22 protein-coding genes, 1 tRNA gene and 1 other RNA gene are annotated in these 26,406 nt (G+C 55.0%); 15 read left to right on the top strand and 9 right to left on the bottom strand.

All coding sequences use genetic code 11. The features are described 5' to 3' along the window. Positions 1-205: 205 nt before the first annotated feature. From QWY27_RS04695 to QWY27_RS04680, 4 genes are read left to right on the top strand one after another with little or no spacing between them, the layout of a single operon-like run. Entirely contained in the window at positions 206-1,396 is a 1,191-nt protein-coding gene (locus QWY27_RS04695) for an acyl-CoA dehydrogenase family protein (protein WP_290195210.1), read from the top strand. 8 nt (positions 1,397-1,404) lie between these two features. Next, positions 1,405-2,520, top strand: a complete 1,116-nt coding sequence (locus QWY27_RS04690; protein WP_290195208.1) for an acyl-CoA dehydrogenase family protein — start codon at positions 1,405-1,407, stop codon at positions 2,518-2,520. Between the two features lie 13 nt (positions 2,521-2,533). Further along, on the top strand, positions 2,534-3,364 hold the full coding sequence (locus QWY27_RS04685; protein ID WP_290195206.1) for an HTD2 family dehydratase: 831 nt from the start codon (positions 2,534-2,536) through the stop codon (positions 3,362-3,364). Next, positions 3,361-4,554 (top strand): CaiB/BaiF CoA transferase family protein, encoded by a 1,194-nt coding sequence (locus tag QWY27_RS04680; protein WP_290195205.1) that lies wholly within the window; start codon positions 3,361-3,363, stop codon positions 4,552-4,554. The genes QWY27_RS04685 and QWY27_RS04680 overlap by 4 nt, the downstream gene beginning before the upstream one ends. Here the strand turns inward: QWY27_RS04680 and folK are convergent. Genes folK through hda form a run of 4 tightly spaced genes read right to left on the bottom strand, consistent with a single transcriptional unit; the run spans position 4,551 to position 7,842 of the window. Then, positions 4,551-5,030 (bottom strand): 2-amino-4-hydroxy-6-hydroxymethyldihydropteridine diphosphokinase, encoded by a 480-nt coding sequence (folK, locus tag QWY27_RS04675; protein WP_290195463.1) that lies wholly within the window; start codon positions 5,028-5,030, stop codon positions 4,551-4,553. The genes QWY27_RS04680 and folK overlap by 4 nt on opposite strands. A gap of 3 nt (positions 5,031-5,033) precedes the next feature. Further along, on the bottom strand, positions 5,034-6,434 hold the full coding sequence (pcnB, locus tag QWY27_RS04670) for a polynucleotide adenylyltransferase PcnB (protein WP_290195203.1): 1,401 nt from the start codon (positions 6,432-6,434) through the stop codon (positions 5,034-5,036). Beyond that, complete coding sequence (locus QWY27_RS04665; RefSeq protein ID WP_290195201.1) at positions 6,434-7,132, bottom strand: HAD family hydrolase; 699 nt, start codon at positions 7,130-7,132, stop codon at positions 6,434-6,436. Before QWY27_RS04665 ends, pcnB begins: the two co-directional genes overlap by 1 nt. Next, on the bottom strand, positions 7,129-7,842 hold the full coding sequence (hda, locus tag QWY27_RS04660) for a DnaA regulatory inactivator Hda (RefSeq protein ID WP_290195199.1): 714 nt from the start codon (positions 7,840-7,842) through the stop codon (positions 7,129-7,131). Before hda ends, QWY27_RS04665 begins: the two co-directional genes overlap by 4 nt. Positions 7,843-7,912: 70 nt before the next feature. On the opposite strand from hda, the gene purM reads away from it, so the two are divergent. Beyond that, positions 7,913-8,959: a phosphoribosylformylglycinamidine cyclo-ligase gene (gene purM / locus QWY27_RS04655; RefSeq protein WP_290195197.1), complete on the top strand. Its 1,047-nt coding sequence runs from the start codon at positions 7,913-7,915 to the stop codon at positions 8,957-8,959. A 19-nt stretch (positions 8,960-8,978) separates the two neighbouring features. Here purM and miaA read toward each other — a convergent pair whose 3' ends face one another. The 4 genes from miaA to tsaE all read right to left on the bottom strand — a co-directional run bounded on the left by miaA (position 8,979) and on the right by tsaE (position 13,675). Beyond that, entirely contained in the window at positions 8,979-9,959 is a 981-nt protein-coding gene (gene miaA / locus QWY27_RS04650) for a tRNA (adenosine(37)-N6)-dimethylallyltransferase MiaA (RefSeq protein ID WP_290195195.1), read from the bottom strand. Continuing rightward, a complete protein-coding gene (mutL, locus tag QWY27_RS04645) occupies positions 9,956-11,740 on the bottom strand; it encodes a DNA mismatch repair endonuclease MutL (RefSeq protein WP_290195193.1) in 1,785 nt (594 codons plus the stop codon). Before mutL ends, miaA begins: the two co-directional genes overlap by 4 nt. 67 nt (positions 11,741-11,807) lie before the next feature. After that, positions 11,808-13,181, bottom strand: a complete 1,374-nt coding sequence (locus QWY27_RS04640) for an N-acetylmuramoyl-L-alanine amidase (RefSeq protein WP_290195191.1) — start codon at positions 13,179-13,181, stop codon at positions 11,808-11,810. Then, positions 13,133-13,675, bottom strand: a complete 543-nt coding sequence (gene tsaE / locus QWY27_RS04635) for a tRNA (adenosine(37)-N6)-threonylcarbamoyltransferase complex ATPase subunit type 1 TsaE (protein ID WP_290195189.1) — start codon at positions 13,673-13,675, stop codon at positions 13,133-13,135. Before tsaE ends, QWY27_RS04640 begins: the two co-directional genes overlap by 49 nt. A gap of 99 nt (positions 13,676-13,774) precedes the next feature. On the opposite strand from tsaE, the gene xerD reads away from it, so the two are divergent. From xerD to recR, 10 genes are all read left to right on the top strand, one after another. After that, positions 13,775-14,674 carry a site-specific tyrosine recombinase XerD gene (gene xerD, locus QWY27_RS04630; protein WP_290195187.1) on the top strand — a complete coding sequence of 300 codons (900 nt, stop codon included), beginning with the start codon at positions 13,775-13,777 and terminating at the stop codon, positions 14,672-14,674. 47 nt (positions 14,675-14,721) lie between these two features. Further along, positions 14,722-14,797, top strand: a tRNA-Arg gene (locus tag QWY27_RS04625). 31 nt (positions 14,798-14,828) lie between these two features. Then, positions 14,829-16,085, top strand: a complete 1,257-nt coding sequence (locus QWY27_RS04620) for an MFS transporter (RefSeq protein ID WP_290195185.1) — start codon at positions 14,829-14,831, stop codon at positions 16,083-16,085. Continuing rightward, positions 16,082-16,261, top strand: coding sequence for a hypothetical protein (locus QWY27_RS04615; RefSeq protein ID WP_290195184.1), 180 nt, complete (start codon positions 16,082-16,084; stop codon positions 16,259-16,261). The genes QWY27_RS04620 and QWY27_RS04615 overlap by 4 nt, the downstream gene beginning before the upstream one ends. Positions 16,262-16,279: 18 nt before the next feature. Then, a complete protein-coding gene (locus QWY27_RS04610) occupies positions 16,280-19,012 on the top strand; it encodes a PD-(D/E)XK nuclease family protein (protein ID WP_290195182.1) in 2,733 nt (910 codons plus the stop codon). Beyond that, entirely contained in the window at positions 19,002-22,340 is a 3,339-nt protein-coding gene (locus QWY27_RS04605; protein ID WP_290195180.1) for a UvrD-helicase domain-containing protein, read from the top strand. Before QWY27_RS04610 ends, QWY27_RS04605 begins: the two co-directional genes overlap by 11 nt. 25 nt (positions 22,341-22,365) lie before the next feature. Then, positions 22,366-22,463: signal recognition particle sRNA small type (gene ffs / locus QWY27_RS04600), an RNA gene on the top strand. Between the two features lie 29 nt (positions 22,464-22,492). Continuing rightward, a complete protein-coding gene (gene dnaX, locus QWY27_RS04595) occupies positions 22,493-24,421 on the top strand; it encodes a DNA polymerase III subunit gamma/tau (RefSeq protein ID WP_290195178.1) in 1,929 nt (642 codons plus the stop codon). A gap of 47 nt (positions 24,422-24,468) precedes the next feature. Further along, entirely contained in the window at positions 24,469-24,795 is a 327-nt protein-coding gene (locus QWY27_RS04590) for a YbaB/EbfC family nucleoid-associated protein (protein ID WP_290195176.1), read from the top strand. A 13-nt stretch (positions 24,796-24,808) separates the two neighbouring features. Next, positions 24,809-25,417 (top strand): recombination mediator RecR, encoded by a 609-nt coding sequence (gene recR / locus QWY27_RS04585; protein ID WP_290195174.1) that lies wholly within the window; start codon positions 24,809-24,811, stop codon positions 25,415-25,417. 8 nt (positions 25,418-25,425) lie between these two features. Here recR and tal read toward each other — a convergent pair whose 3' ends face one another. Next, positions 25,426-26,379 carry a transaldolase gene (gene tal / locus QWY27_RS04580; protein WP_290195172.1) on the bottom strand — a complete coding sequence of 318 codons (954 nt, stop codon included), beginning with the start codon at positions 26,377-26,379 and terminating at the stop codon, positions 25,426-25,428. Between the last annotated feature and the right edge of the window lie 27 nt (positions 26,380-26,406).

Here is a 26,406-nt window from a genome sequence, read left to right as displayed (position 1 = left end):
ACGCATAGACGTCTTGTATTAGGGTTTTCATCAATATGAATGCACTGAAGATAAAAAAGGGGCTTTCATGAATCTTTCGGATTGTAGGGGGATTTTTACAAGGCGGAGGCGGGCGGGCATTTTCACTTGCTGAATGCGGACTTCCAAAATGACAGACAAGTCCAAGGCTCGAGGGCGTTAACATATCGTGCACAGGAGAACACTCATGGACTTGACTTGGACCCCAGAAGAGCGCGCCTTTCGTGAAGAAGTGCGCGCGTTCGCACAGGCAAAATTACCCGCCGATTTACGCGCAAAGACTTTTGCCCATCATCGCATCAAGCGTGACGATTATTTACGCTGGCATCGTATCTTGGCTGAGAAAGGTTGGGGGGCACCAAGCTGGCCCAAGGAGTATGGCGGTACCGGCTGGAATGCCGTTCAACGTATGATTTTTGAAATCGAATGCTTTAAAGCAGGTGCGCCGCGTTTATTGCCTTTCGGTTTGGGAATGATTGGCCCTGTCCTGATCAAATATGGCAGTCAAGCGCAAAAAGACCGATTTTTGTCCCGCATCATCAACGTGGATGACTGGTGGTGTCAGGGTTACTCGGAACCGGGCTCTGGATCCGATTTGGCTTCGCTGAAAACTCGCGCCGAGCGCGTAGGGGATCGCTACATCATCAACGGCCAGAAAACCTGGACGACACTGGCGCATTATGCGGACTGGATGTTCTGTCTGGCGCGCACCGACCCTTCTGCCAAGGCGCAACGCGGCATCTCAATGATCCTGATTGATATGCGCCAACCCGGCGTGCAAGTCAGGCCGATCAAGACGCTTGATGGTGGCGCCGAAGTCAACGAGGTCTGGCTCGAAAATGTCGAGGCACCTCTGGAAAATCTGATTGGCGAGGAAAACAACGGTTGGACCTACGCAAAGTATTTGCTCGGACACGAGCGTAGCGGCATCGCCGGTATTGGACACTGTCATCGCGAGCTCGCCATCCTCAAGTCGCTCGCTGAACGAACGATGGCAAGTGGTGAGTCTCTGAGCCTGAATCCTCGTGTGCGCGACAGTATCAATCGTGTCGAGGCGCAAGTCCTCGCACTCGAGATGATGGTGTTGCGCGTAGCGGCCGATGAGTCAAGCGACCCGGGACCAAAAGCCTCCATTCTTAAAATCCGCGGCTCCGAGCTGCAGATGGAGTTGGCCAAGTTGCAAATGCAAGTCGCCGGTGCGGATGCCTGGCCTTACGATCCTGAATGGATGTTGGCCGAGTCTGATTTTCACGGTCCGGGACCGGAGTATTCGGCCGCTGCAGCCGCCGCTTATTTCGACATGCGCAAAACGGCCATTTATGGCGGAACCAACGAGGTTCAAAAAGGCATTATCGCCAAGCAAATTATTGGGGTCTAGGACACATCATGGATTTTTCATACTCAGAAGAGCAACGGATGTTGACGGACAGTCTGCGTCGTTTGATCGCGGACAACTGGACTCGACCTAAGCGCCGCGCGCGTCAAGAAGCAGGTAAGTTGGATGTCGCGGCGTGGAATAGTTTGGTTGAACTCGGCGTAGGTGGTTTGTTGGTACCCGAGGCGTTTGGCGGTTTTGGTGAAACACCTGCCACGATGCTGGCTGTTCATCAAGAACTCGGACGGGGTCTGGTGAGTGAGCCCGTGATTTCCAGCGCGGTGATGGGTGTCACGCTTCTTGCACAGAGTGAGAATCAGGCTCTCAAAGAGAAGTGGCTGACTGCGCACGCCGAGGGCGAGGCGATTCTCGCGTTGGCATGGCAAGAGGAAGGCGAGCGCGATGCGCAGCGCCCATTGTCGACGCGCGCTTCCGCCCATCAAGGCGGCTTCCAGTTGGATGGTAAAAAGATTTTGGTCTGGCATGCGGCGGGTTCTGATGCCTTGCTGGTCTCAGTTGTGCTGGATGGCGAAACGGCAGTGTTGTTAGTGCCGACAGACACCGCAGGCGTCACGGTGACGGACTTCCCCACTTTCGATGGTTCACGTGCAGCAACCGTTGTGTTCGAGCGGGTGGTCGTCCCCGCCGGGAATCTGGTTGTAAAAGGTTCCGCCGCCGAAGCGGATCTCAGAGCGGCCTTGGATTTCGGTATTGTCGCGCTTTGCGCGCAGGCGTGTGGCGCGATGGCTTATCTGACAGATAGCACTATTCAATACTTGAAAACGCGTAAGCAGTTCGGACAGCCTCTGGCGAATTTCCAGGTGCTCCAGCATCGTTTGGGTGACATGCTTATTCAGTCCGAAATGGGTTTGTCAATGACCTATGTGGCGGCGATTGGATTGAGCGAAACCGATGCGGACAAGCGCAGCCGCCTGGTGTCAATGGCCAAAGTCGAGGTGGCCGCTGCCGCACGCTTTGTAGGTGAAGCCTCTGTCCAGTCCCACGGTGGTATGGGCGTCACGGATGAGCTTGAGGTTGGCGATTACTTCAAGCGTTTGACCTACCTTGATCTGTTACTGGGCGACACCAACTTTCACTTGCAGCGCATGCAGGATCTGAGTGCTTAACAAGGAAAATGAGATGTCGACGACCGATTTAAATGCCTGGCTAGGCAAGTCCCAGACGGTAGTGGATCGTATGGATCCAGGTCATGCCGCTTGTATTGCCGCGACCCTGGGTGAACCGACCCCGCAAGTTGGCCAGCACGTGCCACACCTGTGGCATTGGGCTTTTTTCCTTGAGACGGTTCCGCTTGCTCAGACGGGTCTGGATGGTCACCCTGCGCGTGGGAGTTTTTTGCCTCCTGCCGACAATCGCAACAGGATGTGGGCGGGTGGACGCGTATCTTTTAATGAGGGACTGCGTGTTGGAATTGAGGCGCAAAAAACCTCAACTGTGTTGGCCATTAAAGAGAAGCAAGGCCGGACTGGTTCCTTGTTGTTTGTCACGGTCAAACACGATATCGTGCAGGAAGGCAAGCTTGTCGTGAGCGAGGAGCAGGATATCGTCTACCGCGAACCTAGCCCGCCAAAACTGCAGGGCACTGAGCCTGCTCCCGCAGCGCAATGGAAAGAGCCCGTCGATCCAAGCCCGGTTCTGCTGTTCAGATACTCTGCTGTCACGTTTAACAGCCATCGCATCCATTACGATCATCCCTATGTCACCCAGACTGAGGGCTATCCGGGCCTGGTTATTCATGGTCCTTTGATTGCGACGCTGATGTGTCGTGCATTTGTCAAAGCCAACCCCAAGATGCGGGTGCGCCATCTCGCTTATCGCGGATTGCGTCCGCTGATCGCACCGACGCCATTCTCTGTCGCCGGTATGATTGCTGGGCCTGGCGAAGCCAAACTCTGGGCTGAGCAAGATGGCACGCTCGCCCACCAAGCAGAACTGAGGTTTGAATCATGAACAAAGCAGGTCCTCGCCCACTCGATGGGATCACTGTTGTCAGTTTGGAACATGCGATTGCCGCGCCTTTCTGTACCCGGCAGCTCGCTGACAACGGTGCGCGTGTCATCAAGGTAGAGCGTCCCGGTGTCGGTGACTTTGCTCGCAAGTATGATGAGCGAACACGCGGAATGGCCTCGCATTTTGTCTGGACCAATCGGTCCAAAGAAAGTCTCACGCTGGATTTAAAACATGAGGACGCGGGTCCGATCTTAAATGAGTTGCTCGCCGAGGCGGATGTGCTCGTTCAAAACTTGGCGCCAGGTGCTGCGGCTCGGATGGGTTTGTCTTTTGAGGCGTTGCATGCGCGTTTCCCGAAGCTGATCGTGTGCGATATTTCCGGCTATGGTGAAGGTGGACCTTACGAAACTAAAAAAGCCTACGATTTGCTGATTCAGAGCGAGAGCGGCTTTATCTCAGTGACGGGCTCACCCGATGCGCCTGCAAAAGCAGGTTGTTCGATCGCGGATATCGCAGCAGGCTCCTATGCATATTCCAGTATTTTGAATGCTTTGTTGTTGCGTCACAAGACCGGTTTGGGGAGCCATCTTGATGTGTCAATGCTCGAGAGTATGGTCGAGTGGATGAGTTTCCCGCTTTACTACGCGTTCGAGGGTCAGCCACCTCCACCTCGTGCGGGTGCAGCCCATGCGACCATTTATCCGTATGGCCCTTTCCCTGTAGGCGATGGCAGCAACGTGATGCTCGGTTTGCAAAACGAGCGCGAGTGGCAAGTGTTTTGTGACAAGGTTTTAAATCAACCCGACTTGGCCAAGGATCCCCGTTATGACTCGACTTCCAAGCGCGTGGCCAATCGTGATGGCTTGCGTGGCTTGATTGTTGACGCTTTTTCAAAGATGACGATTGATCAAGTGATCGACGCCTTGGAAAAGGCGCAGATCGCCAATGCGCGTGTCAACGAAATGAAAGACGTTTGGGCGCATCCACAACTCAAGGCTCGCAATCGCTGGACAGAGGTGCAGACACCTGTTGGTGCTCTGCCGGCATTGTTACCTCCCGCCACGAGCAGCGCTTTCGATGCTCGCATGGATCCCATTCCGGCGATTGGCGAGCACACTTTGTCGATTCTCAAGTCTTTGGGCGTGAGCGATGAGGTGATTGCCAGGCTCGAGGCAGATAAAGCGATTTAAAGCGATAGCGGCCAGACTTTCTGGTCGCGACATTGCTCGAGCAGGTCTGGGATCGTCCCTTGCTCAAGCGCCAAATCAGTCGTGAGCTCACTCAGGGGCTTCAGTACAAAAGCCCTGTTGTGCATGCGAGGGTGGGGCAGTGTCAGTCTGGGTGTATCCATGCTGACACCTTCGTACCAGAGCAAATCCAGATCCAGGGTACGCGGGGCGTTGCGAAACGGGCGCTCGCGCCCGTGAGCCTGTTCAATCGCCTGAAGGACATCCAGTAACGCCAGCGGTTCCAGAGTGGTGGTGAGTCGAGCCACCGTATTGATGAAAGTCGGTCCTTGTGCCTCAACAGGATCACTGCAGTACATTCTTGCCTCAGTGACAGAGTCGATGCCCTGTGTGTGCCTGAGCGTCCCAAGAGCATGCTCGATTGTCTCGCGAGCCTTTCCCAGATTGGCTCCCAACCCCACGAATGCCTGCTTGGCCATCATTTAGTTGTCTGAGTGCGCATCAGAGGAAGAGGAGCGCTCTTTGCCTGCCGTATTCCCGCCACCAGAGCCAGAACTGCGTTTGCGACGACGACTTCTCGCGCGAGGACCTGTTGCGCTTGACTCACGGGGCAGCTTGCTTAGCTCTTCGAGCATGTCTCGGCGACCTTCCTCATCGGCATTCGCCAGATCCATCCACCACTGTGCTAATACACTGTCAAACTGATGGGCAGCCGCGCGCAACTGAAGAAAATCAACAGCTGCTCTAAAACGTGGTTGTTCAAACATTCGCCAGATCGATTTCGGCAGACGCTTTTCAAAACGGGGCTGCATGAACCAGATTTCACGCATGTCGGCACTAAAGCGTTTCTGGATGGCGAGTTTCTCTGTCTGCTCGTCGAGCACGGAGTCAGCAGCCTCCATCAGCGCCTGAATCGAAGGCTCGCCTGCGGCCACCCGCTTTTTCCATCTGATATCGACTTGATGCCAAAGAAGCGCCGCGAATAAAAAGCTTGGGCTGACGGTTTTTCCGCTGCGAACACGGTGATCGGTACGGTCCAACGCCAACTCAATGAAGGCCTCGCCGCCGGGTTGTTCGAGCACGACATCGAGCAAGGGCAAAATGCCTTGATGCAAACCGTCCTGTCGTAATTGCGTCAGGCACTCCATCGCCTGACCACAGGTCAGCAGTTTGAGCATTTCATCGAACAAGCGGGAAGCGGGGACGTTCTCGATGAGGTTGGCCATCGAAGAAAGCGGTTCTTTAGTATCAGGCTCAATTTTCCCCTTCAACTTGACGGCGAATCGCACGGCACGGAGCATCCGCACAGGGTCTTCGCGGTAGCGTGTCCGAGGATCGCCAATCATTCGCACGATGCGATGTTTCAGGTCGTCGACGCCATTGTGATAGTCGATGACTTCTTCGGTCGTGGGATCGTAGTAAAGGGCATTGATCGTGAAGTCACGACGCGCGGCGTCTTGCGCATGGGTGCCGAACTCATTGTCCCGCAAAATTCGACCATGCCCGTCGGTTGATTGCGATTCGGAAGCCGGCGCCCTGAAGGTGGAGGTTTCAATAATCTCCTGACCAAACACGACGTGGACAAGCTGAAAGCGTCTGCCGATAATCCGCGCACGCCTGAACAGCGGACGGATTTGCTCGGGAGTGGCATTGGTCGCCACATCAAAGTCTTTGGGCTCGAGTCCAACGATCAAATCCCGGACGGCACCTCCAACGATATAGGCTTGATAGCCTTCGTGCTGCAAGACTTCGCAGACTTTGATGGCATGGCGTGAGACAAAGCGGCGATCAATGCCGTGCTTGTCTTTACTGATTCGCTTTAAACCCTGTGATTTCTGGCCTAACAGTCGGCCAACAAAGCGTTTAATGGTGTCTGTAAGCATCAGGATTTATCGTCGTCTAGCTTGTTAAAAAGATTCAAAACCGGCCATTTGCGCTGTTGTGCAACTGCCAGCAGACTCTCGCTCGGGTTGGTCACGATTGGATGCGTGACGACCTCAAGCAAGGGTAGATCGTTGATCGAGTCACTGTAAAAATAAGACTCGTCGAAATCGTGCAGTCGCTTGCTTAAGCCTTCGAGCCAGCTGTTCACCCGCAGGACTTTGCCATGTTTGAAACTGGGCGTGCCTAAAATTTTTCCTGTGTAACGACCTGCGATATATTCGGGATCGGTCGCGATCAGAGTGGGGACGCCAAAGGCTCGCGCGATCGGAGCTGTCACAAAACTATTGGTGGCTGTCACGACCGCGCAGAGATCCCCTGCTGCCAGATGCTGTTGGACGAGGTCGATCGCCTGCTTTGTCATGGCGGGTCGAATCACCTTTTGCATGAACTCCTCATGCCAGGCAGCGAGCAAATGCGGAGGATGGGCGGCAAGTAAACCCAGCATGAATTCGGCGGCCTGTTCGGCGGTCAATTCACCCGCGTTGTAGCGGTCCATCAGTTCTTCGTTACGGCGCAAGGCTTCGACGGGATCGCCCGCACGACCGGATTGAGCCATAAAGACGGCCCATTGATAGTCACTGTCAAGCGGCAGCAGTGTGTGGTCAAGATCAAAAAGTGCAAGTCGTCTGGAAGTCATGATTGTAAGAATTCTCGGTCTGTCAGCATTTGGCGAACAAGCGGCACGGTGACGTTTCGGTGTTTGGAGAGTGAATATCGGTCCAATGCGTCCACAAGTGCGAAAAGTTGCCGAATGTCTCGTGTGTAATACGTCAACATCCAGTCAAGGACCTCTTCGGATAACGGCAGTCCGCGTCTGAAAGCGTAAGCCGTCAGGGCTTCGCGCTTTTCCGCATCCGACAGGGGTTCGAGGCGAAATACCAGGTCCCAGCCCAGACGGGTGCGCAAATCTTCGCGCAAGGGCATCATCATCGGCGCACGATCGCCCGCGACAACGAGTCCAAAAGCGTGTTGCGTCGCACCGAGTTCGCGCCAATGATTGTACAGGGCAAACACTGCCCCCTGTTGATCGGCGCTCATTTCCTGAATGTCGTCGACCGCGACGAATTCGGCTTGCCGGAGAGGGTCGATCGGGTCCAGTGGCCGCGTGGCAAGCAACATGATTTCATCGGCTGGGGTGTTCAGGTCGAAGAAATATGCCTGTTTGTCTTTTATGATGGCATGAAGAAGGTGGCTGCGCCCACAGCCGGGCGGTCCCCATAAATACAACGCACGCCCCGGTGACAAGCCCTTTGCCGCATCGATTGCCGCGGCATTTGCGCCCGCCACGGTGTTGTCCAAACTAGGACTTTGGGTGGGGGTGATTTCTAGAAGTAACTGTCGACTCATCGACTCATCGTAAAATTAGTAAAAATACGGACGAAAGTCCACAATTGTCACACAACCACGGCTTTTTCCCATGACTCAACCTCAAGCACCCCTCACTTACCGCGACGCTGGCGTCGATATCGATGCGGGCGACGCCCTTGTTGACCGTATTAAACCCTTGGCGGCACGCACGATGCGCGAGGGCGTTCTGGCCGGTATCGGTGGCTTTGGCGCGCTTTTCGAGGTGCCTAAGCGCTACAAAGAGCCTGTACTGGTCTCTGGTACAGATGGCGTTGGCACCAAGCTCAAACTGGCCTTTGACTGGCAACGTCATGACACGGTTGGTATTGATTTGGTGGCCATGAGTGTCAATGACATTCTCGTTCAGGGTGCCGAACCCCTCTTTTTCCTGGATTATTTCGCCTGCGGCAAGTTGTCGGTGGATGTTGCCGCGCAGGTCGTGGGCGGGATCGCCAAGGGGTGTGAGCTCTCTGGCTGCGCGTTGATTGGTGGTGAGACGGCTGAAATGCCCGGCATGTATCCAGACGGCGAATACGATTTGGCAGGTTTTGCCGTTGGCGCGGCTGAAAAGTCTGCGTTGATTGATGGCAAATCCATCCAGCCCGGAGATGTGGTGTTGGGACTGGCATCAAGTGGTGCGCACTCCAACGGTTACTCTTTGCTGCGTAAGATCTTGCAGCGTGCGAACGCCCGTCCCGAGCAGGACTTTCATGGCCAGCCCTTGGGCGACGTGGTCATGGCGCCCACCCATTTGTATGTCAAGCCGGTGTTGGCGGTATTAAAGGATTTTGGCAAGCAAATCAAAGGCTTGGCCCATATCACCGGTGGTGGCTTAGTCGATAATGTTCCGCGCATTCTGCAGCCGGGCTTGCAGGCGCGCCTGCACCGCGATGCCTGGCAGATGCCAAAGTTGTTTAGCTGGTTACAACAACAAGGTGGTGTGGCGGATGCTGAAATGTATCGGGTATTCAATTGCGGCATTGGTATGGTGGCAGTCGTACCTGCTGGACAAGCGCAAGTCATAAGCGAGGCGTTGCGGGCGCAAGGTGAGACGGTTTATCAGCTTGGCGAAATCGCAGAGTGCGCGCAAACCGATGCGCAAACAGTTGTTCTGTAATTTTTCTGACAGTGATGAATCAGGAAACAATCGTCCGGTCATCAATCAGCTGACCGACGATTGATAAAGCGTGTTCGCATGCCCCGGGCGCATCGGCCTTGACGGTTAGGCGGTTGGGCAGACTCCTTAACCAAGTCAGTTGCCTTTTAGCGAGCTGTCTGGTGGCAGCGATCGCTTGTTCTCTTGCCAGGGCGGGTGTGACTTCTCCTTCCAGCATGGACCACAATTGTCTATAGCCTACGCACCGAATCGAGGGCAAGTTTGTGTGTAAATCACCCCGAGCGTGCAGAGCCTCGACCTCGTGAAGGAAACCCTGTTTCAACATGTCATCAAAACGCTCAGCAATACGCTGGTGCAAGTGACGGCGCTCGACTGGCTCCAGACTCATTGTGATCGTTTGAAGAGGCTGATCAGTTTGCTCGGAAGCGTTCAGAAGTACTGACATGGGTTTGCCACTGATCCGCCAGATTTCTAGGGCACGTTGAATACGTTGACTGTCGTTTGGTGAGAGTCGAATGGCGGTTGCTGGATCGACCGCATGTAATTGGGCATGCATGGCGGGCCAGCCGATTTTTGCCGCCTGCGCTTCGAGTTCTTTTCTGATTTCAGGATCGGCTGTGGGCAGATCATGTAGTCCCTCGCGTAAGGCTTTGAAATAAAGCATCGTGCCACCAACTAGTATCGGGATACGCCCGCGTGCACGGATTTGAGCCACGCAGTCAAGGGCATCGCTTCTAAACGCTGCAGCCGAGTAGGACTCGAGTGGATCGAGAATATCTAAAAGATGGTGGGGGATTGAGGCACGCTCTTCACCAGATGGTTTTGCAGTCCCGATATCCATGCCGCGATAAATCGTGGCTGAATCCACATTGATGATTTCACAGGGCCATTTTTGGGCGATCGCACGGGCTATCGCGCTCTTGCCACTGGCTGTCGGGCCGGCAATGCACAATAGTGACGGTGCGTGTGACGATATCTCAGGAGCAGAGAGCGTTGTCATTGGCCGCGTAGAAACAACTTGTCCAAATCCGACACGCTCCAGTGAATCCAGGTTGGTCGACCATGATTGCACTGGTCCGCCCGTTCAGTTTGTTCCATTTGGCGCAGTAGTGCGTTCATTTCTTCAATTGTCAGTTGTCGATTGGCGCGCACAGCACCGTGACAGGCCATCGTGGCGAGCAGCGTGTTGCGTTGTTCTGTGAGCAGCTGGCTGGCGCCGATCTGCTCAAGGTCGCGAAGAATACCTCTTGCAAGCGCCTCGAGATCGCCGCGTACGAGCATCGCCGGGACAGCGCGCAGTGCCATCGCTTGAGGACCCACGGCAGCCATTTCAAAGCCCAGTTTGTTGATTGTCTCTTCATACTCTTGAACAAGAGCGAGTTCTTTTTCAGTGACTCGAAATACAACAGGCACAAGCAATGTTTGTTGAGGCAGTGACTGTGCGTCCAGAGCGTGTTTCAGTTGTTCGTAGACGACGCGCTCGTGGGCGGCGTGCATGTCGATCAAGGCGAGACCAGAGCTGGTTTGCGCGAGGATATAAATACCGTGCACTTGGGCCAATGCGCGCCCCAACGGCCAGTCGGGGACTGGCTCCTCGAGCGGAGCGTAGAGCGTCTTCCAGGCTTGGGCCGATATGGAGGAATTGGGCGCACCTGTCTCACGTAATGTAAAGGACTGCTGGACGGAGGTTTGCCGAGGTGAAACTGGAAAATCGGACGTAATGTAAGAGGCTTGGGGGGGCAGTGCCGAATCTGTGACTGTTTCGAGAACGCCTGCCGAGACTTGCTGCGCGCCCGCAACGCCGGCGAGTGCCTGAGTGACTGTCTGTTGAACAAAACGATGGACGGCACCAGAGTCTCGAAACCGAACTTCGTGTTTGGCCGGGTGCACGTTGACGTCGACTGCGGTAGGCTCGACTTGTAAAAATAAAACATAAGCGGGCTGGCGGTCGCCATGCAATACATCGGCATACGCGCTGCGCAATGCGTGCGAGACCGTACGATCACGCACGTGGCGACCGTTGACGAATAAGAACTGACGATCCGCACGGGCTCTTGCAGCAGTTGGCCGCGTGACAACGCCCATCAGCGAGATCAAGCCTGCCTGGGCGTTGACTTCAATGCCGTGTTCGTTGAATTCAGGGCCGAGCACATCGCTGATGCGTTTCAGGGCGGAGGTGGGGAGCCATTGTCGGACCGCGCGGTCATTATGAAAGACTCTGAATCCAACTTCCGGAAAGGCGAGGGCGATACGTTCGATCGCATCGATGCAATGACCGAATTCAGTCGCTTCGGCACGTAAAAATTTACGCCTTGCAGGCACGCGGTCAAACAAATACTTCACATCGACTGTTGTGCCCAGAGCGCCGGAGGCTGCGGTCGGTTTGTCAGCGCCCGGCTCCAGACACCAAGCATGCTCGGCTTCTTTCGGACGAGAGATTAATGTGAGCTGTGAGACGGCTGCAATCGAAGCGAGCGCTTCACCGCGAAAACCCATTGAATGCACCGACTCCAGTTCTTCGAGTGAACTGATTTTGCTAGTGGCGTGGCGAGTAAGCGCCAAGGCGAGCTCATCTTTGGCTATACCATTACCATCATCGATGACGGCGATGCGTCGGATACCGCCTGCTTCGAGGCGAATTTCAACAGTTTGCGCACCCGCGTCCACGGCGTTTTCCACCAGCTCTTTGAGCACGGAAGCGGGGCGTTCGATGACCTCGCCCGCTGCGATTTGACTCACAAGCAGGTCGGGTAGGGCACAGATGGGGCGACGGATCGACATAATGCACACGAACAAAAGAGAACCTCTATTCTAGAGGCTTGTCCGGGCAGATGTTCGTATTGTTGACTTAACCGACGTGTGCCAGATGGGGATTGGCTCTGAAAAACTGCTGAATCCCCGTGTGCATGGCCATCGCGAAGCGCTCTTGGGTTTGCGGGCTTCTTAGCATTTGTTCTTCGGTTGGGTTGCTGATAAAAGCAGTTTCAACCAAAACAGAAGGCATGTCAGGTGCGCGCAACACAGCGAAACCGGCATTCTCAACTTGAGGTTTATGCAGGCGATAGATCCCGCGTAGTTGATCCAGCATGGTCGAGGCCAGTTGGGTCGAGTCTTTGATCTGAGCTGAGGTTGACAGGTCGAGCAAGATTTTCGCGACTTGTTTGTTTTGTGCCTGAATATTGAGACCGCCAATCAGATCCGCTGAGTTTTCTTTTTCAGCCAGCCACTTTGCCGCGGTGCTGGAAGCGCCACGTTCAGACAGGACATACACGGAGCTGCCCCCAGCTGTGGGTCGGGGAAAGGCGTCTGCGTGAACAGAGACAAATAGGTCTGCTTTGACGCGTCGCGCTTTTTCCACGCGCACATGCAGAGGCACAAAATAGTCGCCGTCACGAGTCAGGTAGGCGCGCATCCCGGGCGTGGCGTCAATTCGGGCTTTGAGTTTTTGCGCGATCGCCAGAACGACATCTTTCTCACGCGTGCCACCTTTACCAATTGCGCCAGGATCTTCACCGCCATGTCCGGCATCAATCGCGATCGTTACCATGCGACGACGACCCAATGGTGTCGGGCTGGGACTCGGACTTGGCGCGCTTGAGCCAACTGGGGGCGCAACTGAATTCGGGATGACTGGCATCGCTGTCATGCCCGTGCCTTTGGGATTTTTACTGATATCGCTTAGCACACGCGCAAGCGGATCTTCATCCAGCTTTTTCTGAGGCATTTTTTTGAGCAAGGCAGCCAGAGGATCCTGCGCGACTTTTGGGTAGAGATCAAGCACCAAGCGGAACTTGTAGTCCCCGACAGGTTTGAGTGTAAAAACCTGAGGCGCGATGGCCTGTTTCAAGTCAAAGACGATGCGAATGACGTTAGCTCGATTCTGCGCAACCCGCAGTGAGCTAATGTATGGGTCATCGGGCCGGACTTTGCGGACCAATTCGTTCAGGGCGGGACTCATCTCCATGCCCTGAATATCCATCACTAGTCGATGAGGATTTTCCAGTGTGAAGTGTTCCGCACGCAATTCGCTGTCGAGCTCGAGCGTGACACGCGTGTAATCTTCGGCCGGCCACGTACGCACCGCGAGCAGCTTTGCTGCCATCGCGACGTTTGGGAAAACAGGTAAAAGTAAAAGTGTGGCGGCGCCCAACAGACGACGACGAGCAGGCGCTTTCAGTCCGGCTGAGCGTCCATCATTGTCTGAGGTAAAGCGTCGATCCATTGAAGCCCTTTAACTGTATATGCACTGAGTGTTGCGATCCGACCATGCTCCGCATAAGCCAGCTGAATAAGCAGATCCGGATGTCCTAATAAATCACCTGCCCGCTCAGGCCATTCAATCAATACAAGCGCCTGATCGTTGAGTAAATCCCTGAACCCTGCCTCTAGCCATTCTGCTGGATCGCTAAATCTATAGAAATCAAGATGATACAAGTATAAGTTAGAAACTTCATAAGATTCAAGTAGTGCGTAGCTTGGACTCTTAATTCGACCGGAAACGCCACACTGTCGTAAAAAAGCCCTGGCTAAGGAAGTCTTTCCTGCTCCCAGGTCTCCTTGCAAATGAATACGTCCTCCAGCCAAGGGTCCGGGAACGTATCCAGACGGGCTTGCACGCAGGTCGGCTGCCAGCCGGGCAAGAGATTGCCCCAGCCTGTTGGTTTGGGCTTCGTCAGGCAAATTTAGAGAAATTGATTTCAAAACTGGCGTGGACATGTGTGGTGAACTTTCTCGCAAATAAACGAATGGCAATCCGTAAACTGCATGGGTGGCCAATGCTACTATTATTTTCTCTTATCGCGTTGTTGCCTTTTCATGAGTGTTCAGGAATCAAGCGCAGTCAGTGCCTTCATCGATGCCGTCTGGCTCGAAGACGGATTGGCCGCCAATACACTTTCGGCATATCGACGTGATTTGTGCGCTTTTGAGCAATGGCTGCGTGCCGAACGAGGCATCGAAATCGATGCGGCCACGCACACCGACATCGAATCATGGTTTGCCGCGCTGCATGCCCAGACCAAGCCCAGCACCGCGAACCGGAGATTGGCGACGCTCAGGCGCTATTATCTCTGGGCGATTCGTCACCAGCGTGTATCGGCCGATCCTTGCCTGCAGTTGACGGCTGCGCGACAGCCTTTGCGCATCCCCAAGACCTTATCTGAAGCTCAGGTCGAGGCACTGCTCAAGCAGCCTCCTGTGCATACTCCGCGAGGCTTGCGCGATCGCGCCATGCTCGAGGTCTTATATGCAACAGGTTTGCGGGTATCCGAACTTGTCAACATTGGTGTGTTAGAAATCAGCATGTCCGACGCCGTGATCCGGGTGGTTCAAGGCAAGGGTGGAAAGGATCGCCTGGTTCCACTTGGGGCCGAGGCGGCACATTGGATTGCAACCTACATGCAAGAAGCAAGGCCCGTCTTGCTCGGGCCACGCACGAGCCCCGCCATGTTCGTGACCGCCCGTGGCACTCCCATGACCAGACAGTCATTTTGGTTGCTGATTAAAAAATATGCTGTACTTGCGGGTGTGCGTGCACCCTTGTCGCCCCACGTGCTGCGTCACGCGTTTGCTACCCATTTACTCAACCACGGCGCAGATCTGCGGGTGGTTCAAATGCTTCTTGGTCATGCTGATATTTCGACCACCCAAATCTATACTCATGTGGCGCGCGAGCGCCTGAAAAGCCTGCACGCGCAGCATCATCCGCGAGGTTAAGGGCCTGCGCAGTGCGACACCCGCATACTTGCTAAACTAGCAAATACGCCGCCGTAACTCAGTGGATAGAGTACCTTCCTCCTAAGAAGGGAGTCGGACGTTCGATTCGTCTCGGCGGCGCCAAACTACTCACTTTCTTTTGCCTGAGTCTTTCATGACGCAAACGCACAGCACAGCCACAGACCCCGGAAAGCTTCTGGACAATCCGCTGGCTTTCCGAACGATCTTGATTGGCACGTTTATCGTGCTGTTGGCCATGGGCATCCGCGCCACGATTGGTTTGTTCATCCAGCCGATGGGTCTTGAGCGAGGTTGGGGACGCGAAGTATTTTCGCTCGCGTTTGCCGTACAAAACCTGGTGTGGGGCTTTGGTGCGATTGGTGCGGGCATGATGGCGGATCGTTACGGATCAGGCCGCACCATCGCATTGTCGATTGTCTTTTACGCCTTGGGTTTAGTGGGGACTCGCTTGGCGAGTAGCGAGATGGAGTTTTATCTCGCTGCAGGTGTATTCATTGGTTTGGGACAGGCTGGAACAACCTTTGCGGTGGTTCTGCCCGTGATCGCCCGCACAGTGCCTCTGGCGCATCGCAGTACGGCTATGGGCATTGCGAGTGCAGGCGGCTCCCTTGGTCAGTTCCTCGTCGTGCCTGCTGGTCAAGTGTTGATCGACACGCTCGACTGGACAGGCGCTTACTGGGTCATGTCGGCCGTTTTCGCCGCGACGCTGCCACTCGTTTGGTTTTTACGCGGCAAACCAAGTGCGACGTCGGGCCCGCAACAATCCATGCTTTCAGCGATCTCGCAAGCCTTACATCATCCGACCTTTCACTTTTTGTTTTGGGGTTACTTTGTATGCGGGTTTCACACGGCCTTTATTACCCTTCATCTACCGGCTTTTGTGGTTGATAAGGGACTCAACGCCGGTACGGGAGCCATTGCGATTGGCTTGATCGGGTTATTCAACGTATTCGGCTCCTTTACGGCTGGCAAGCTAGGTGGTATCTACAGTAAAAAGAATTTACTGGCGGGTATTTACGCCATGCGCTCGGTCGGACTCATCTGGATTTTGTTGATGCCAACGACGCCGTTGGTCCTGTATGTATTCGCCGCCTGGATGGGGGTATTTTGGCTGGGTACCGTACCACTGACTCAGGGTCTGATTGCGCAAATTTATGGTTTACGTTTCGCTGCGACACTCTCAGGCATGGTGTTTCTGGGGCATCAGCTAGGCAGTTTTATTGGTGTTTGGCTGGGTGGCAAGGTACAGTCCACTACAGGTAGCTATGATCTGGTCTGGTGGATGGCGATTGCTCTGTCACTTGTCGCAGCCGCGCTCTGCCTGCCCGTTCGAGAAAAACCCATCGCCATCAAGCTGCCCGGCATGGCGAGTCCACAAGCGAGCGCATGATGAGCACACAGACGTCTCAGAGCCCATTGTCCCAGCCTCCGCAGCGGCGCAACAAATGGCTGCGTGTCTCGCTTGCCGTGGCGTTTGTCGTGGTACTCGCCGTGGGTTTCATGGGCTATCTGACGCCAGCGATGCGAGTCAGCTGGGAGGCCGTTGCATCGATGTGCGGCTTTTAAATCTAAAAGCCTGGATTCATGACCACTCTTGATGAACGACCCCGAGTCTCTTTCGTCACATTGACACAACGACCGGCTGGTGGGGTGACTGTTCTCACGGTCAATAACCGCCTGGCCAGGCGGCTGGTTCAAGAGTACGCACAGCAAACCCGGGCGCTGTGCTCGGTTGGTGAGATGCCTCAGATTGTGCCCTGGTCGGGTTGGGTGTCACAACAGCTTGTGCTGGCTGGATTTCACGACTCCCTGCCCACGCATCAGGTCCTGCTCGATACTTTTGGTTCACAGCTTCTTTGGGGGCGTGTCATTCAAACATTGGAGGCGCAGGCTCCGCTGCTCGATACTCAGCAGGCAGCCGCCGCGGCACAGCAGGCAGACAGACTCATTGACGAGTGGAAAATCGAGGTTGATTCCTCGTCAACCACTGAAGAATACCAGCACTTCATGCTGTGGAGAGAACATTACAGGGACGCGCTTGAACGCCTCGATGCCCTTGACCCGAATCGTGCGATCGAACGCCTGATCGAACTTGTGCGATCAGGATTGCCGGTCAAATCGGAACTACTGCTTGCCGGTTTTTCTGAAATCACTCCTAGAATGTCCGAGTTGTTCGACGCACTTGAGGAGCGTGGTGTGTCGATTTCGGTCTTGGAACAGGAGGCCTTGTCACAAACGAAACTATCCCGCATGTTGCTCGACACTGCGCAACATGAATGGTTGGCTGCAGCCCGCTGGGCACGCGCAAATTTAGCGGCACAGCCAGAGGGGCGCTTCGCCATTGTGGCGGTCAGCCTTGAGGCAGAGGTCGCATTTGCTCGCCGCACCTTGGACAGAGTGTTGAGTGATGAGAGCGATGCCGATCCTGATGGCACGCACACTTTCTCTTATAACGTGGCCGTTGCGCGTCCATTATCTGAGTGGCAAGCCGCGCGTGCGATGTTGGCGTGGTTGCGCACTTTTGTTCTTTTCAAAGAGCAACGCAAGGTGCGTGCCAGTGAGTTGGGCACGGCTCTTTTGGCGGGCTATTGCGCGGGCGATCTTGCCGAGCAGGGTGAGCGCGCGAATATCGATGCAGGGTGGCGTCATCACCAAGTGAGCGAGCTCAGTGTGACGGGCTGGTCAAAAAAAATCGAGTCACTTAAACAGCTTTCTCCAGCGTGGCATCTGGCTTGGCAGGCATGGACTGAATTGCCGCGTCATGGCTCTGTTCGTTTTTGGTCCTCAGCCTTTAGACAAACACTGTCCACACTTGGCTTTCCCGGACGTACCAAACAGAGCTCGACGGTTTATCAAGTGCTTGAGGCCCTTGATCAACTTTTTGAGCATTTTGATTCTCTGTCTCCGCTTTTGGAGCAGTTATCGGCGTCTGAGGCGTTGAATGTGTTGGGAAGATTGGCTCGTAGCACACCCTTTCAGCCTCAGCGTGATGTCAGTGCGCGCCTGGATGTGCTGGGCATGCTCGAAGCGGAGGGGGGGCAGTGGGATGGTGTGTGGGTGTTGGGACTAACCGACGAGGTTTTTCCAGCGATTGCAAAACCGAATCCCTTCGTTCCGTTATCTGAGCTAAGACGCGTCGGGGCTCCGCGCGCCACACCCGAGCGCGAAAGAGAGTGGGCCGCTCACATGTTTAGCCAGCTTTGCGCACTCGCACCCTCTGTTGTGTTGAGCTCGGCCAAGCACGAGGGTGAGCGTGGACTTAGACCTTCTCCGCTCATGCAGCATATTGAAGTGACTCCAGCCGATTCTTTGACTTTTAACGAGGTGCCGCAGAGCGAACCTGTCGAGTTTGTTCAGGATGAGCAGGCACCGGTTTTGCGCGCCGAGGAAAATGTGAAGGGCGGTATTGCTCTGCTTGAAACGCAGGCGCGTAACCCTCTCTGGGCGTTTATGCGTTACCGCTTGGGTGCCTACGGTCTGCCTGCCTATTCGGATCTTGCCCCGGCTTCTGCACGCGGTATGTTTTTGCACGCGGTCATGGAAGCTGTTTGGAAAACCTTGGGCTCGCAGCAAGCGTGTCAGCGAGCGATGGCGTCTGGTGAACTTGAGGACATCCTAGGCGCAGCGATTCGCCATGCTTCGGATCTGGAGCTTATTGATTTCAACCCGGCATTGCGGGCGCTCGAGGAAAAGCGTGCCTTCAGGATTGTCAGTGCCTGGCTGATTCTCGAATGCGAAAGAGAGCCATTTGTGGCTGCGCAGGTCGAGGAAAGGCACGCGATTGTGACAGATGGGCTCACCCTCAGCGTACGTCTGGATCGAATGGATCAGCTCGATGACGGCAGCAGGGTTGTGATTGATTACAAAGGCGGAGGCAAGCTTCCTGCGGTCGTCACGGATTGGCAGCGCGAGCGCCCTGTGCACTTGCAGTTGCCCGCTTATGCTGCCGTTTTGGCTCAAGAGGGCGTATTAGACAGCATTGCCGGTTTGGTGTTGGTGCGATTGCACGCAAGCGGGCAACCTCCAGTCGGTTTGTTACGTCAGGATATTGGATTAGAGGGACCAACCCTTTTTGAGAAAGCCAATTATCAGGATGCTGACTGGTCAGTGACCATGCAAAGACTAAAGGATGTGGTCTATGCGCTGATTGGCGAATTCACTTCGGGGCGGGCGAGCAATCAATCATGGTCTCGTACCGATATGCAGTTTTGCGATGTACCTGCTTTGCTGAGATTTTATGACGATGACCAACAAACGCTTGAAGAGATCGCGGATATTGAGGGTGATCGGTTAGCAGGGGAAGGCGATGTCAACTAAGCAACCGAGCGACTGGGCTGTTCGGCTGCGCGCCACCGATCCGAGGCATTCCTTTTTGGTGCAAGCGCCCGCAGGCTCGGGTAAAACGGAATTGCTCACTGATCGTATCCTGGCTCTGCTTGCGACTGTCGCGCGCCCCGAAGAGATTGTTGCCATTACCTTTACGCGAAAAGCCGCAGCAGAGATGCACGAACGCGTGCTTGAGAAACTGCGGCGCGCACAAGATCCCTCACCGCCAGATACCGCGCATGCGCTTAAAAGCTGGACACTGGGTCGTGCTGCGCTCGAGCGTGACCGCGAGTTTGGCTGGGCTTTGCTAGAGCATCCCGCTCGTCTTTCCATACGCACGATCGATGCGTTTTGTGCTTCGCTGGTCAGGAATATGCCCTGGCTTTCTTCGATGGGGGGGGTGCCAAAGCTCGTTGATGACGCCCGCATGCATTATCTCGAGGCAGCACGTCTGACGCTTGAAATGGTGGGAGAGTCTGCCCCGGTCACGCGTCTGCTTGAACATATGGATCTGGACGTAGCGCAAACATGTGAAGCGCTGGCGGATATGCTGGCGCAGCGGGATCAATGGCTGCCACTTTTATCCGAGGGTGACGATCGTCATGTTCTTGAAGAGAACTTCAATGATGCCGTTCGCCAGGATCTGAGGGGCTTGCGTGCGTTGATGCCGGTTGGTTGGGCGCAGCAGTTGGCGCCGATTGCGCATGCTGCGGCAGAGGTACTGTCTCAATCGGACCCATCGCATCCAATCGTGGCATTGTTGGATTGGGATGGCGAGGTTTTTGAAACTGAGGCAGACGCGCTTGATTGCTGGAAAGGGCTTGCTGCTCTTTTGCTGACGAGTGCTGGAAGTTTGAGAAAGACTGTCAATAAAAATCAGGGCTTTCTGCCTAAAACGCCGCATAAAGATAAGTTGCTTGAATGGCTGCGCAGTCACGAGTCTGAACAGCTCGCGCCATGGGTAGTGAGACTGCAGTCGATCATAGAAATGCCCCAGCCCGTCTTTTCACAGGAGCAGTGGGAAATTCTGCAAGCGCAACTCAGTTGTTTGCGAACAGCTGCTGCACAGTTGATGTTGAGATTTATGGAGGTCGGGGAGGTCGACTTTATTGAAATCGCCCGCCGCGCGGACCAAGCGCTTGGGCGTGTTGAGGAGCCGACTGAACTCTTGCTCAAACTCGATGCCAATATCCGTCATTTGTTGATCGATGAGTTTCAAGATACCAGTCAATCGCAGATTTCCTTGATTGAAAAAATCACTGCCGGCTGGCAAGAGGGAGATGGTCGGACCTTGTTTTTGGTTGGCGATCCCATGCAGTCGATCTATCGTTTTCGTAAAGCGGATGTCGTGTTGTTTCTCCGCGTCAGAGACGAGGGTTTGGGGTCGGTCCGACCAGAGTGCCTGACCTTGACGGATAATTTCCGTTCACAAAGCGGAATTGTTGAATGGGTCAACCAGACTTTTTCATCGCTGTTTCCAGCGCAAGATGACCCGGCTGCGGGGGCGATCGCTTACGCACATTCGACTGCCTTCAAAGAAGCGACCTTGACTCCAGCCGTACGCTTTCATGGTGTGTGCCCTGAGTCGGGTCAGCGTGCTCGAGATGTTGTGTTGACTTTGGTCAAGGAGGCTTTGGCTGCGTTTCCCGACGCGGAACATCCTGTCGCAATCTTGGTTCGCGCGCGTTCTCATTTGAAAGACGTGACTCAATTGCTCGCACAAGAGGGGATCGCGTGTCGAGCGGTTGAATTAGTGCCGCTGCACTTGCGCGCGTACGTTGTCGACCTGGTGCAAATTATTCGTGCCTTGGCCCATCCTGGGGATCGGGCGGCATGGCTATCCGTCTTGCGTTCGCCATACTGCGGTCTGCGTCTGGAGAGTCTGCATGTTTTGTTTGGCATGGATCGTATCAGTACGATTCCAACACTGCTTGAACAGGCTTTGCGCGCAACGGGGCCGGAATCTATCAGCCAGGCGCAACGCTTGCTTGCCCCGGACGAACATCAGCGGCTCTGTGCAGTCGCCCCCGTTTTACTCCAGGCGCTGGTTGAGGATGATCTTCTCCCCTTGGCGGCGAGAGTCGAGCGTGTCTGGCGGTTGCTGGGTGGCGTTGCACTGGCGCGCACGGCGACTGATTTGCAAGATGCTGAAAGTGTGTTCGCGCTGATTGAAAAAATCGCGCCGTATGGTGGGCTCGATGTGGATATCCTGGACGCAAGGCTGACGCGATTGTTTGCTTCGCCCGAGTCGGGTGCGCGCAGCGTTGAGGTCATGACCATGCACAAGGCCAAGGGTTTGCAGTTTGAGTCTGTCATTCTTTTTGGTTTGCATCATGCGCCGGTTGCGGATCGCGCCCCCTTGGTTCGAATCGAACAGGTCGCGGACAAGGTGATGCTTGGACCGATCAAGGCACGTGCGCTCAAGGAACAGGATGAAATCTCTAAATATCTTGCCCAGCGCGACAAGCGTCGCAGTGCGTTTGAAGTAGACCGATTGTTGTATGTGGCGGCTACGCGCGCCCAACAAAGCCTGCATCTTGTCGCAGAACTGCAGCGAGACCCCGAGACGGGAGAATATCTGGCTGCCCGGGCTGGCAGCCTACTAGAGCGTTTGTCTCTTCATATCAAGATGCCAGAATTGCCGCCTCATGTTCAGTTACCTTCTACTCTCCAGCAGAATGTCCCGGCTTTTTCAGTGCCACGTTTGATGCGCCTTCAACATCGCAAGCCTCGGCAATTTGAATCGACTCACGCTCAGGATTCAATTCAAACAAGGATGTCTTACACGTGGAGGGCGCAAGCAAACGATGAGCGCCTGATTGGAGTGCTGGTACATGGTTGGTTGGCGCACATAGGTGAACAGGGGGCCGCGAGTTGGTCGCCTGAACGCTTGGAAAAGCAGCGTGACCGCATTGCCCGTCAGTTCATGCAAATGGGTTTGGTCGGACAGACGTGCAAGGATGCGACCCAAGAGGTGTTCGATACGCTCGTCGCCATGCTTGAAAGCGATCGTGGCCGATGGTTGCTGAACCAAGCACAGGCTCGACGTGAGTGGGCCTTGCTCGATGATAGCGGACAGATATCGGTGCTCGACTATGCGATCAGAGACGAGACTGGCTGGTTGGTCGTTGATTTCAAGACAAGTCGACCGGCTGCCGACGAGTCGGCAGAAGCCTTTGGTCAGCGGATGATGTCGCGCTACAGGCCACAGTTAGAGCGGTATTGTGAAAAATTACGCGCCTTTGATGGCGCTGCCGCCCGAGCAGCCTTATATTTTCCGCGTGATCAGCTTTGGTTTGAGTATGTTCCCGTGGTCTGAGGCAAGCCCTGCTAAAATTGCTGTTGGCGGGCCCCTTCGCATGGTTCGGCGGCAAACCTGGTCAGGTCGGGAACGAAGCAGCCATAGTCGTGCAGAATCAGTGCCGAAGTCAGGCTCGCCTCTTCAATTTCCGTCTGTGGTCGGTAAAACTTATGAGCTATCTGGTCCTTGCGCGTAAATGGCGCCCTCGCTCGTTCGATACGCTGGTCGGTCAAGATCACGTTGTCCGCGCCCTGACGCACGCCTTGACTACCCAGCGCCTGCATCATGCCTGGCTGTTCACCGGAACTCGCGGTGTCGGTAAAACAACGCTTTCGCGTATTTTGGCTAAATCGCTAAATTGCGAAACAGGTATCACTGCGACCCCTTGTGGCGTTTGCCAGGCTTGCACTGAGATTGATCAAGGGCGTTTTGTTGATTATCTTGAGTTGGATGCCGCTTCCAATCGGGGGGTCGATGAAATGACCCAGCTTCTCGAGCAGGCAGTCTATTCTCCCAGCGCAGGACGGTTCAAGGTCTACATGATCGACGAAGTCCATATGCTCACGGGACACGCCTTTAATGCGATGCTCAAAACGCTCGAAGAGCCGCCACCCCACGTCAAATTTATTCTCGCGACCACCGATCCACAAAAAATACCCGTAACGGTTTTGTCCCGTTGTTTACAGTTCAACCTCAAGCAAATGCCTGGCGAAGCGATTGTCGGTCACCTTGAGAGTGTCCTGGGTTCGGAGCAAATTCCCTTCGAAGTACCCGCGCTGCGTTTACTCGGACAGGCAGCCGCAGGTTCGATGCGCGACGCATTGTCCCTGACGGATCAGGCGATCGCCTACAGTGCTGGCAACCTGACCGAGGAAGCTGTCAGAGGTATGCTCGGGACTATCGATCAAAGACATTTAGTGCGATTGCTTGATGCGCTGCAGTCTGGTCAGGCAGCCGCAGTCCTCGAGATTGCCGATGAGCTTGCAACACGTGGTCTATCTTATCGGGCGGCGCTTGCCGATCTGGCGGTCTTGTTGTCGCGTATTGCGATTGCACAACGCGTCAGTGCCGCAGTCGATGAGACGGATCCTGTTGCCATGGATATCCGTCGCTTTGCGAAATCGCTGCATCCGGACGCCTTGCAGTTGTTTTACACCGTAGCGGTTCACAGTCGTTCCGAGCTTGCTATCGCACCTGACGAATACGCGGGTTTTGTGATGGCATGCCTACGGATGCTTTCATTAGGTGGCGCGTCAGGTGTTGCAATGCCTGAGGCGGATTTGACCCAACCTTCTGCATCGGCATCTGCATCGGCATCTGCATCGGCATCTGCATCTGCATCGGCATCGGCATCGGCATCGGCATCCGCGCCAGCAGCTGCTGTCGCAAAAGCCGCCACACTGAAAGCTGCCACACCGAAAGCTATTGCAAAATCTGAGTTCGCACCTAAATCTGCACCTGCACCTGCACCTAAGCCTGCACCCGCATCTGCAACCGCAAAAGCACCAGAGCTCGAGCCTGAGTCGTCAATAGAACCCGAGGATGGCTTTGACTTCCGGGCCGACGGCTCCGATGATGCGTACACGCTGAGTGCCGAGGATTTTGCGCGTTTGCATGCCCAAGAGCAGGCGGGCCTCAATGTGGCCAAGCCTGCCGCGCAAAATTCTCGTGCGCCCTCGGCAGGATCCTCACAGTCTGTCGCTCCCGATATCCTCGTTCTGCCCGAAGACTGGGCGTCCTTCGCTGCTAAATTACCCCTGTCGGGTATGGCTCAGCAGCTTGCCAGACAGTCAGAGTGCGTGGCGATAGAAAAGCATCAACTGACTTTGCGTGTGCCCAGTAAGGCCTTATCCGAGGGCGCACCTGTTGAACGTTTGCGTAGCGTGCTGAGCGATTACTTTGGTGTCAGAGTCGCGCTCGTTTTTGAAATTGGCGCGGGAGAAGGGCTGTCAGCCCATGCGCTTGATCAAGTTGCTCAACACGCGCGACAGCAGGCCGCAGAGATTGCTATTGAGCAGGATCCTTTTGTGCAGGCACTGATTCAAGATTTTGGCGCCAAGGTGGTGCCAGGATCCGTTCGGCCGAGTCCGCCTGTTTAAGCGGCGGCACCCGGACATTTTTTAATTGTTTTTCAGGAAAATTCATCATGATGAAAGGTCAAATTGCTGGTCTGATGCGACAGGCGCAACAGATGCAGGAAAACATGAAAAAGGCGCAGGATGCCTTGGCGGATATTCTGGTTGAAGGTGCTTCCGGCGGTGGTTTGGTCAAGGTCACGATGACTTGCCGCCATGACGTAAAGCGCGTCGCCATTGATCCGAGCTTGTTGGCTGACGATAAAGACATGCTGGAGGATCTGGTGGCCGCAGCTTTCAATGATGCCTTGCGTAAAGCCGAGTCGACTTCCTCGGAAAAAATGGCTGCCGTGACAGCTGGCATGCCCTTGCCACCCGGAATGAAACTGCCTTTCTGATGACTACACTCTGATGTCCAAACTCAACTCCGAACCTCAACCGCTCCTCGCACTGGTTGATGCCTTGCGTCGCTTGCCGGGGGTGGGCGTTCGGACTGCGCGTCGTATGGCGTATCACTTGCTTCAGCACGATTTGCAGGCAGCTCAACAGCTTGGCCAGGCTTTAACTGAGGCGGTCGAGCGTTTGCAGCATTGTGAACAGTGCAACGGTTTCACCGAGGTGCCAGTTTGCGCGACATGTGAACATCCCGAGCGCGATACGTCCTTGTTATGTATCGTTGAGACACCAGCCGATCAAAACTCGATCGAAGCGACACACGGATACTCCGGCTTGTATTACGTGCTGATGGGAAGTCTCGCGCCCTTAGAGGGTAGGGGGCCGGACGAGCTTGATTTTGGGCGCGTCCTGAAAAGAGCTGGCAATGGTGTCGTAAAAGAAGTGATTTTGGCCACCAACTTCACTGCCGAAGGCGAGACCACCGCGCATTATCTGTCGGAGTCCTTGCGTGCGCTGGGTATCAAGGTGACGCGTCTGGCGCGCGGTGTGCCAGCAGGGAGCGAAATCGAATATGTCGATGCAGGGACGGTGGCATGGGCGCTCATGGAGCGCCGCCCCACATAGACGCAAGCTCAGCGTTGCGCTTCGATCAGTTCATCGAGTTTGCGAGCATCCGCCACAAAGGCGCGTATGCCCTCAGCCAGTTTTTCGCTGGCCATGGCATCTTCATTCAACAGAAAGCGGAAATTTTGCTCATCACAGGGTAGGGCTTGAGGCTGGCTGGCACGTGCGCCTTCGGGCGTGAGCGCGGCAGCTAGATTGCCTTGCGTTTCACTTAGACTGCCTAGAAGCTCCGGACTGATCGTCAGCAAGTCGCAGCCTGCAAGCGCAAGAATCTGGCCCGTATTGCGAAAGCTCGCACCCATGATTTCAGTGGGGATGCCGAAATACTTGTAGTAGTTGTAAATTTTAGTTACAGAGCGCACACCCGGGTCATTGAGACCGCTGTTTACTGTCTCATTCCACGCGCTTGCTTGTTGTTTCTTGTGCCAGTCATAAATCCGGCCGACAAAAGGTGAAATCAGCTGAACGCCCGCGTCAGCGCAAGCAACCGCTTGCGACAGAGAGAATAAAAGCGTCAAGTTGCAATGAATGCCTTCCGATTCGAGGACACGAGCGGCTTGGATCCCTTCCCAGGTCGCGGCGATTTTGATCAGCACGCGCTTGCGTGGGAAACCGACCTGCTCATAGAGGGTGATAATCCTGCGCGCACGGTCGATCGTCGCGCGCGTATCAAAAGACAATCTGGCATCAACTTCCGTTGAGACACGGCCAGGCACGATACTAAGTATCTCTTTTCCAAAGGCGACCAATAAGCGGTCAACGAGCTCATCGGGTCGCGCTTTGGGATGGGCCTTGACGCATTGCGCGAGCATGGGGCGGTAGGCATCTTGCTGGACGGCCTTCAGGATCAGGGACGGATTCGTGGTTGCATCGGTCGGCTGATAGCGTTTCATGCCCTCGAAGTCGCCAGTATCGGCTACAACAGTAGTGTGGGAACGTAAAGATTCGAGAAGATTGGCCATCGGGTTATACTTCCAAGGTTTGCTTAC

Origin of the sequence: Zwartia vadi (genome assembly GCF_030410375.1) — a bacterium.
GTDB classification, from domain to species: domain Bacteria; phylum Pseudomonadota; class Gammaproteobacteria; order Burkholderiales; family Burkholderiaceae_B; genus Zwartia; species Zwartia vadi.
Note: the sequence above shows the minus strand (reverse complement) of the source record. Positions and strands in the feature narration are given on the sequence as shown.

What these genes read in the sequence shown, in the direction of transcription:
- QWY27_RS04605 (WP_290195180.1), top strand. Translation starts at nt 19,002, where the DNA reads ATGTCAACTAAGCAACCGAGCGACTGGGCTGTTCGGCTGCGCGCCACC.
- hda (WP_290195199.1), bottom strand. Translation starts at nt 7,842, where the DNA reads ATGAGTCGACAGTTACTTCTAGAAATCACCCCCACCCAAAGTCCTAGT.
- QWY27_RS04695 (WP_290195210.1), top strand. Translation starts at nt 206, where the DNA reads ATGGACTTGACTTGGACCCCAGAAGAGCGCGCCTTTCGTGAAGAAGTG.
- QWY27_RS04640 (WP_290195191.1), bottom strand. Translation starts at nt 13,181, where the DNA reads ATGGATCGACGCTTTACCTCAGACAATGATGGACGCTCAGCCGGACTG.
- folK (WP_290195463.1), bottom strand. Translation starts at nt 5,030, where the DNA reads ATGGCCAAGCAGGCATTCGTGGGGTTGGGAGCCAATCTGGGAAAGGCT.
- tsaE (WP_290195189.1), bottom strand. Translation starts at nt 13,675, where the DNA reads ATGTCCACGCCAGTTTTGAAATCAATTTCTCTAAATTTGCCTGACGAA.
- tal (WP_290195172.1), bottom strand. Translation starts at nt 26,379, where the DNA reads ATGGCCAATCTTCTCGAATCTTTACGTTCCCACACTACTGTTGTAGCC.
- recR (WP_290195174.1), top strand. Translation starts at nt 24,809, where the DNA reads ATGTCCAAACTCAACTCCGAACCTCAACCGCTCCTCGCACTGGTTGAT.
- QWY27_RS04690 (WP_290195208.1), top strand. Translation starts at nt 1,405, where the DNA reads ATGGATTTTTCATACTCAGAAGAGCAACGGATGTTGACGGACAGTCTG.
- QWY27_RS04665 (WP_290195201.1), bottom strand. Translation starts at nt 7,132, where the DNA reads ATGACTTCCAGACGACTTGCACTTTTTGATCTTGACCACACACTGCTG.
- pcnB (WP_290195203.1), bottom strand. Translation starts at nt 6,434, where the DNA reads ATGCTTACAGACACCATTAAACGCTTTGTTGGCCGACTGTTAGGCCAG.
- QWY27_RS04680 (WP_290195205.1), top strand. Translation starts at nt 3,361, where the DNA reads ATGAACAAAGCAGGTCCTCGCCCACTCGATGGGATCACTGTTGTCAGT.
- QWY27_RS04590 (WP_290195176.1), top strand. Translation starts at nt 24,469, where the DNA reads ATGATGAAAGGTCAAATTGCTGGTCTGATGCGACAGGCGCAACAGATG.
- purM (WP_290195197.1), top strand. Translation starts at nt 7,913, where the DNA reads ATGACTCAACCTCAAGCACCCCTCACTTACCGCGACGCTGGCGTCGAT.
- mutL (WP_290195193.1), bottom strand. Translation starts at nt 11,740, where the DNA reads ATGTCGATCCGTCGCCCCATCTGTGCCCTACCCGACCTGCTTGTGAGT.
- xerD (WP_290195187.1), top strand. Translation starts at nt 13,775, where the DNA reads ATGAGTGTTCAGGAATCAAGCGCAGTCAGTGCCTTCATCGATGCCGTC.
- QWY27_RS04685 (WP_290195206.1), top strand. Translation starts at nt 2,534, where the DNA reads ATGTCGACGACCGATTTAAATGCCTGGCTAGGCAAGTCCCAGACGGTA.
- QWY27_RS04615 (WP_290195184.1), top strand. Translation starts at nt 16,082, where the DNA reads ATGATGAGCACACAGACGTCTCAGAGCCCATTGTCCCAGCCTCCGCAG.
- QWY27_RS04620 (WP_290195185.1), top strand. Translation starts at nt 14,829, where the DNA reads ATGACGCAAACGCACAGCACAGCCACAGACCCCGGAAAGCTTCTGGAC.
- miaA (WP_290195195.1), bottom strand. Translation starts at nt 9,959, where the DNA reads ATGACAACGCTCTCTGCTCCTGAGATATCGTCACACGCACCGTCACTA.
- QWY27_RS04610 (WP_290195182.1), top strand. Translation starts at nt 16,280, where the DNA reads ATGACCACTCTTGATGAACGACCCCGAGTCTCTTTCGTCACATTGACA.
- dnaX (WP_290195178.1), top strand. Translation starts at nt 22,493, where the DNA reads ATGAGCTATCTGGTCCTTGCGCGTAAATGGCGCCCTCGCTCGTTCGAT.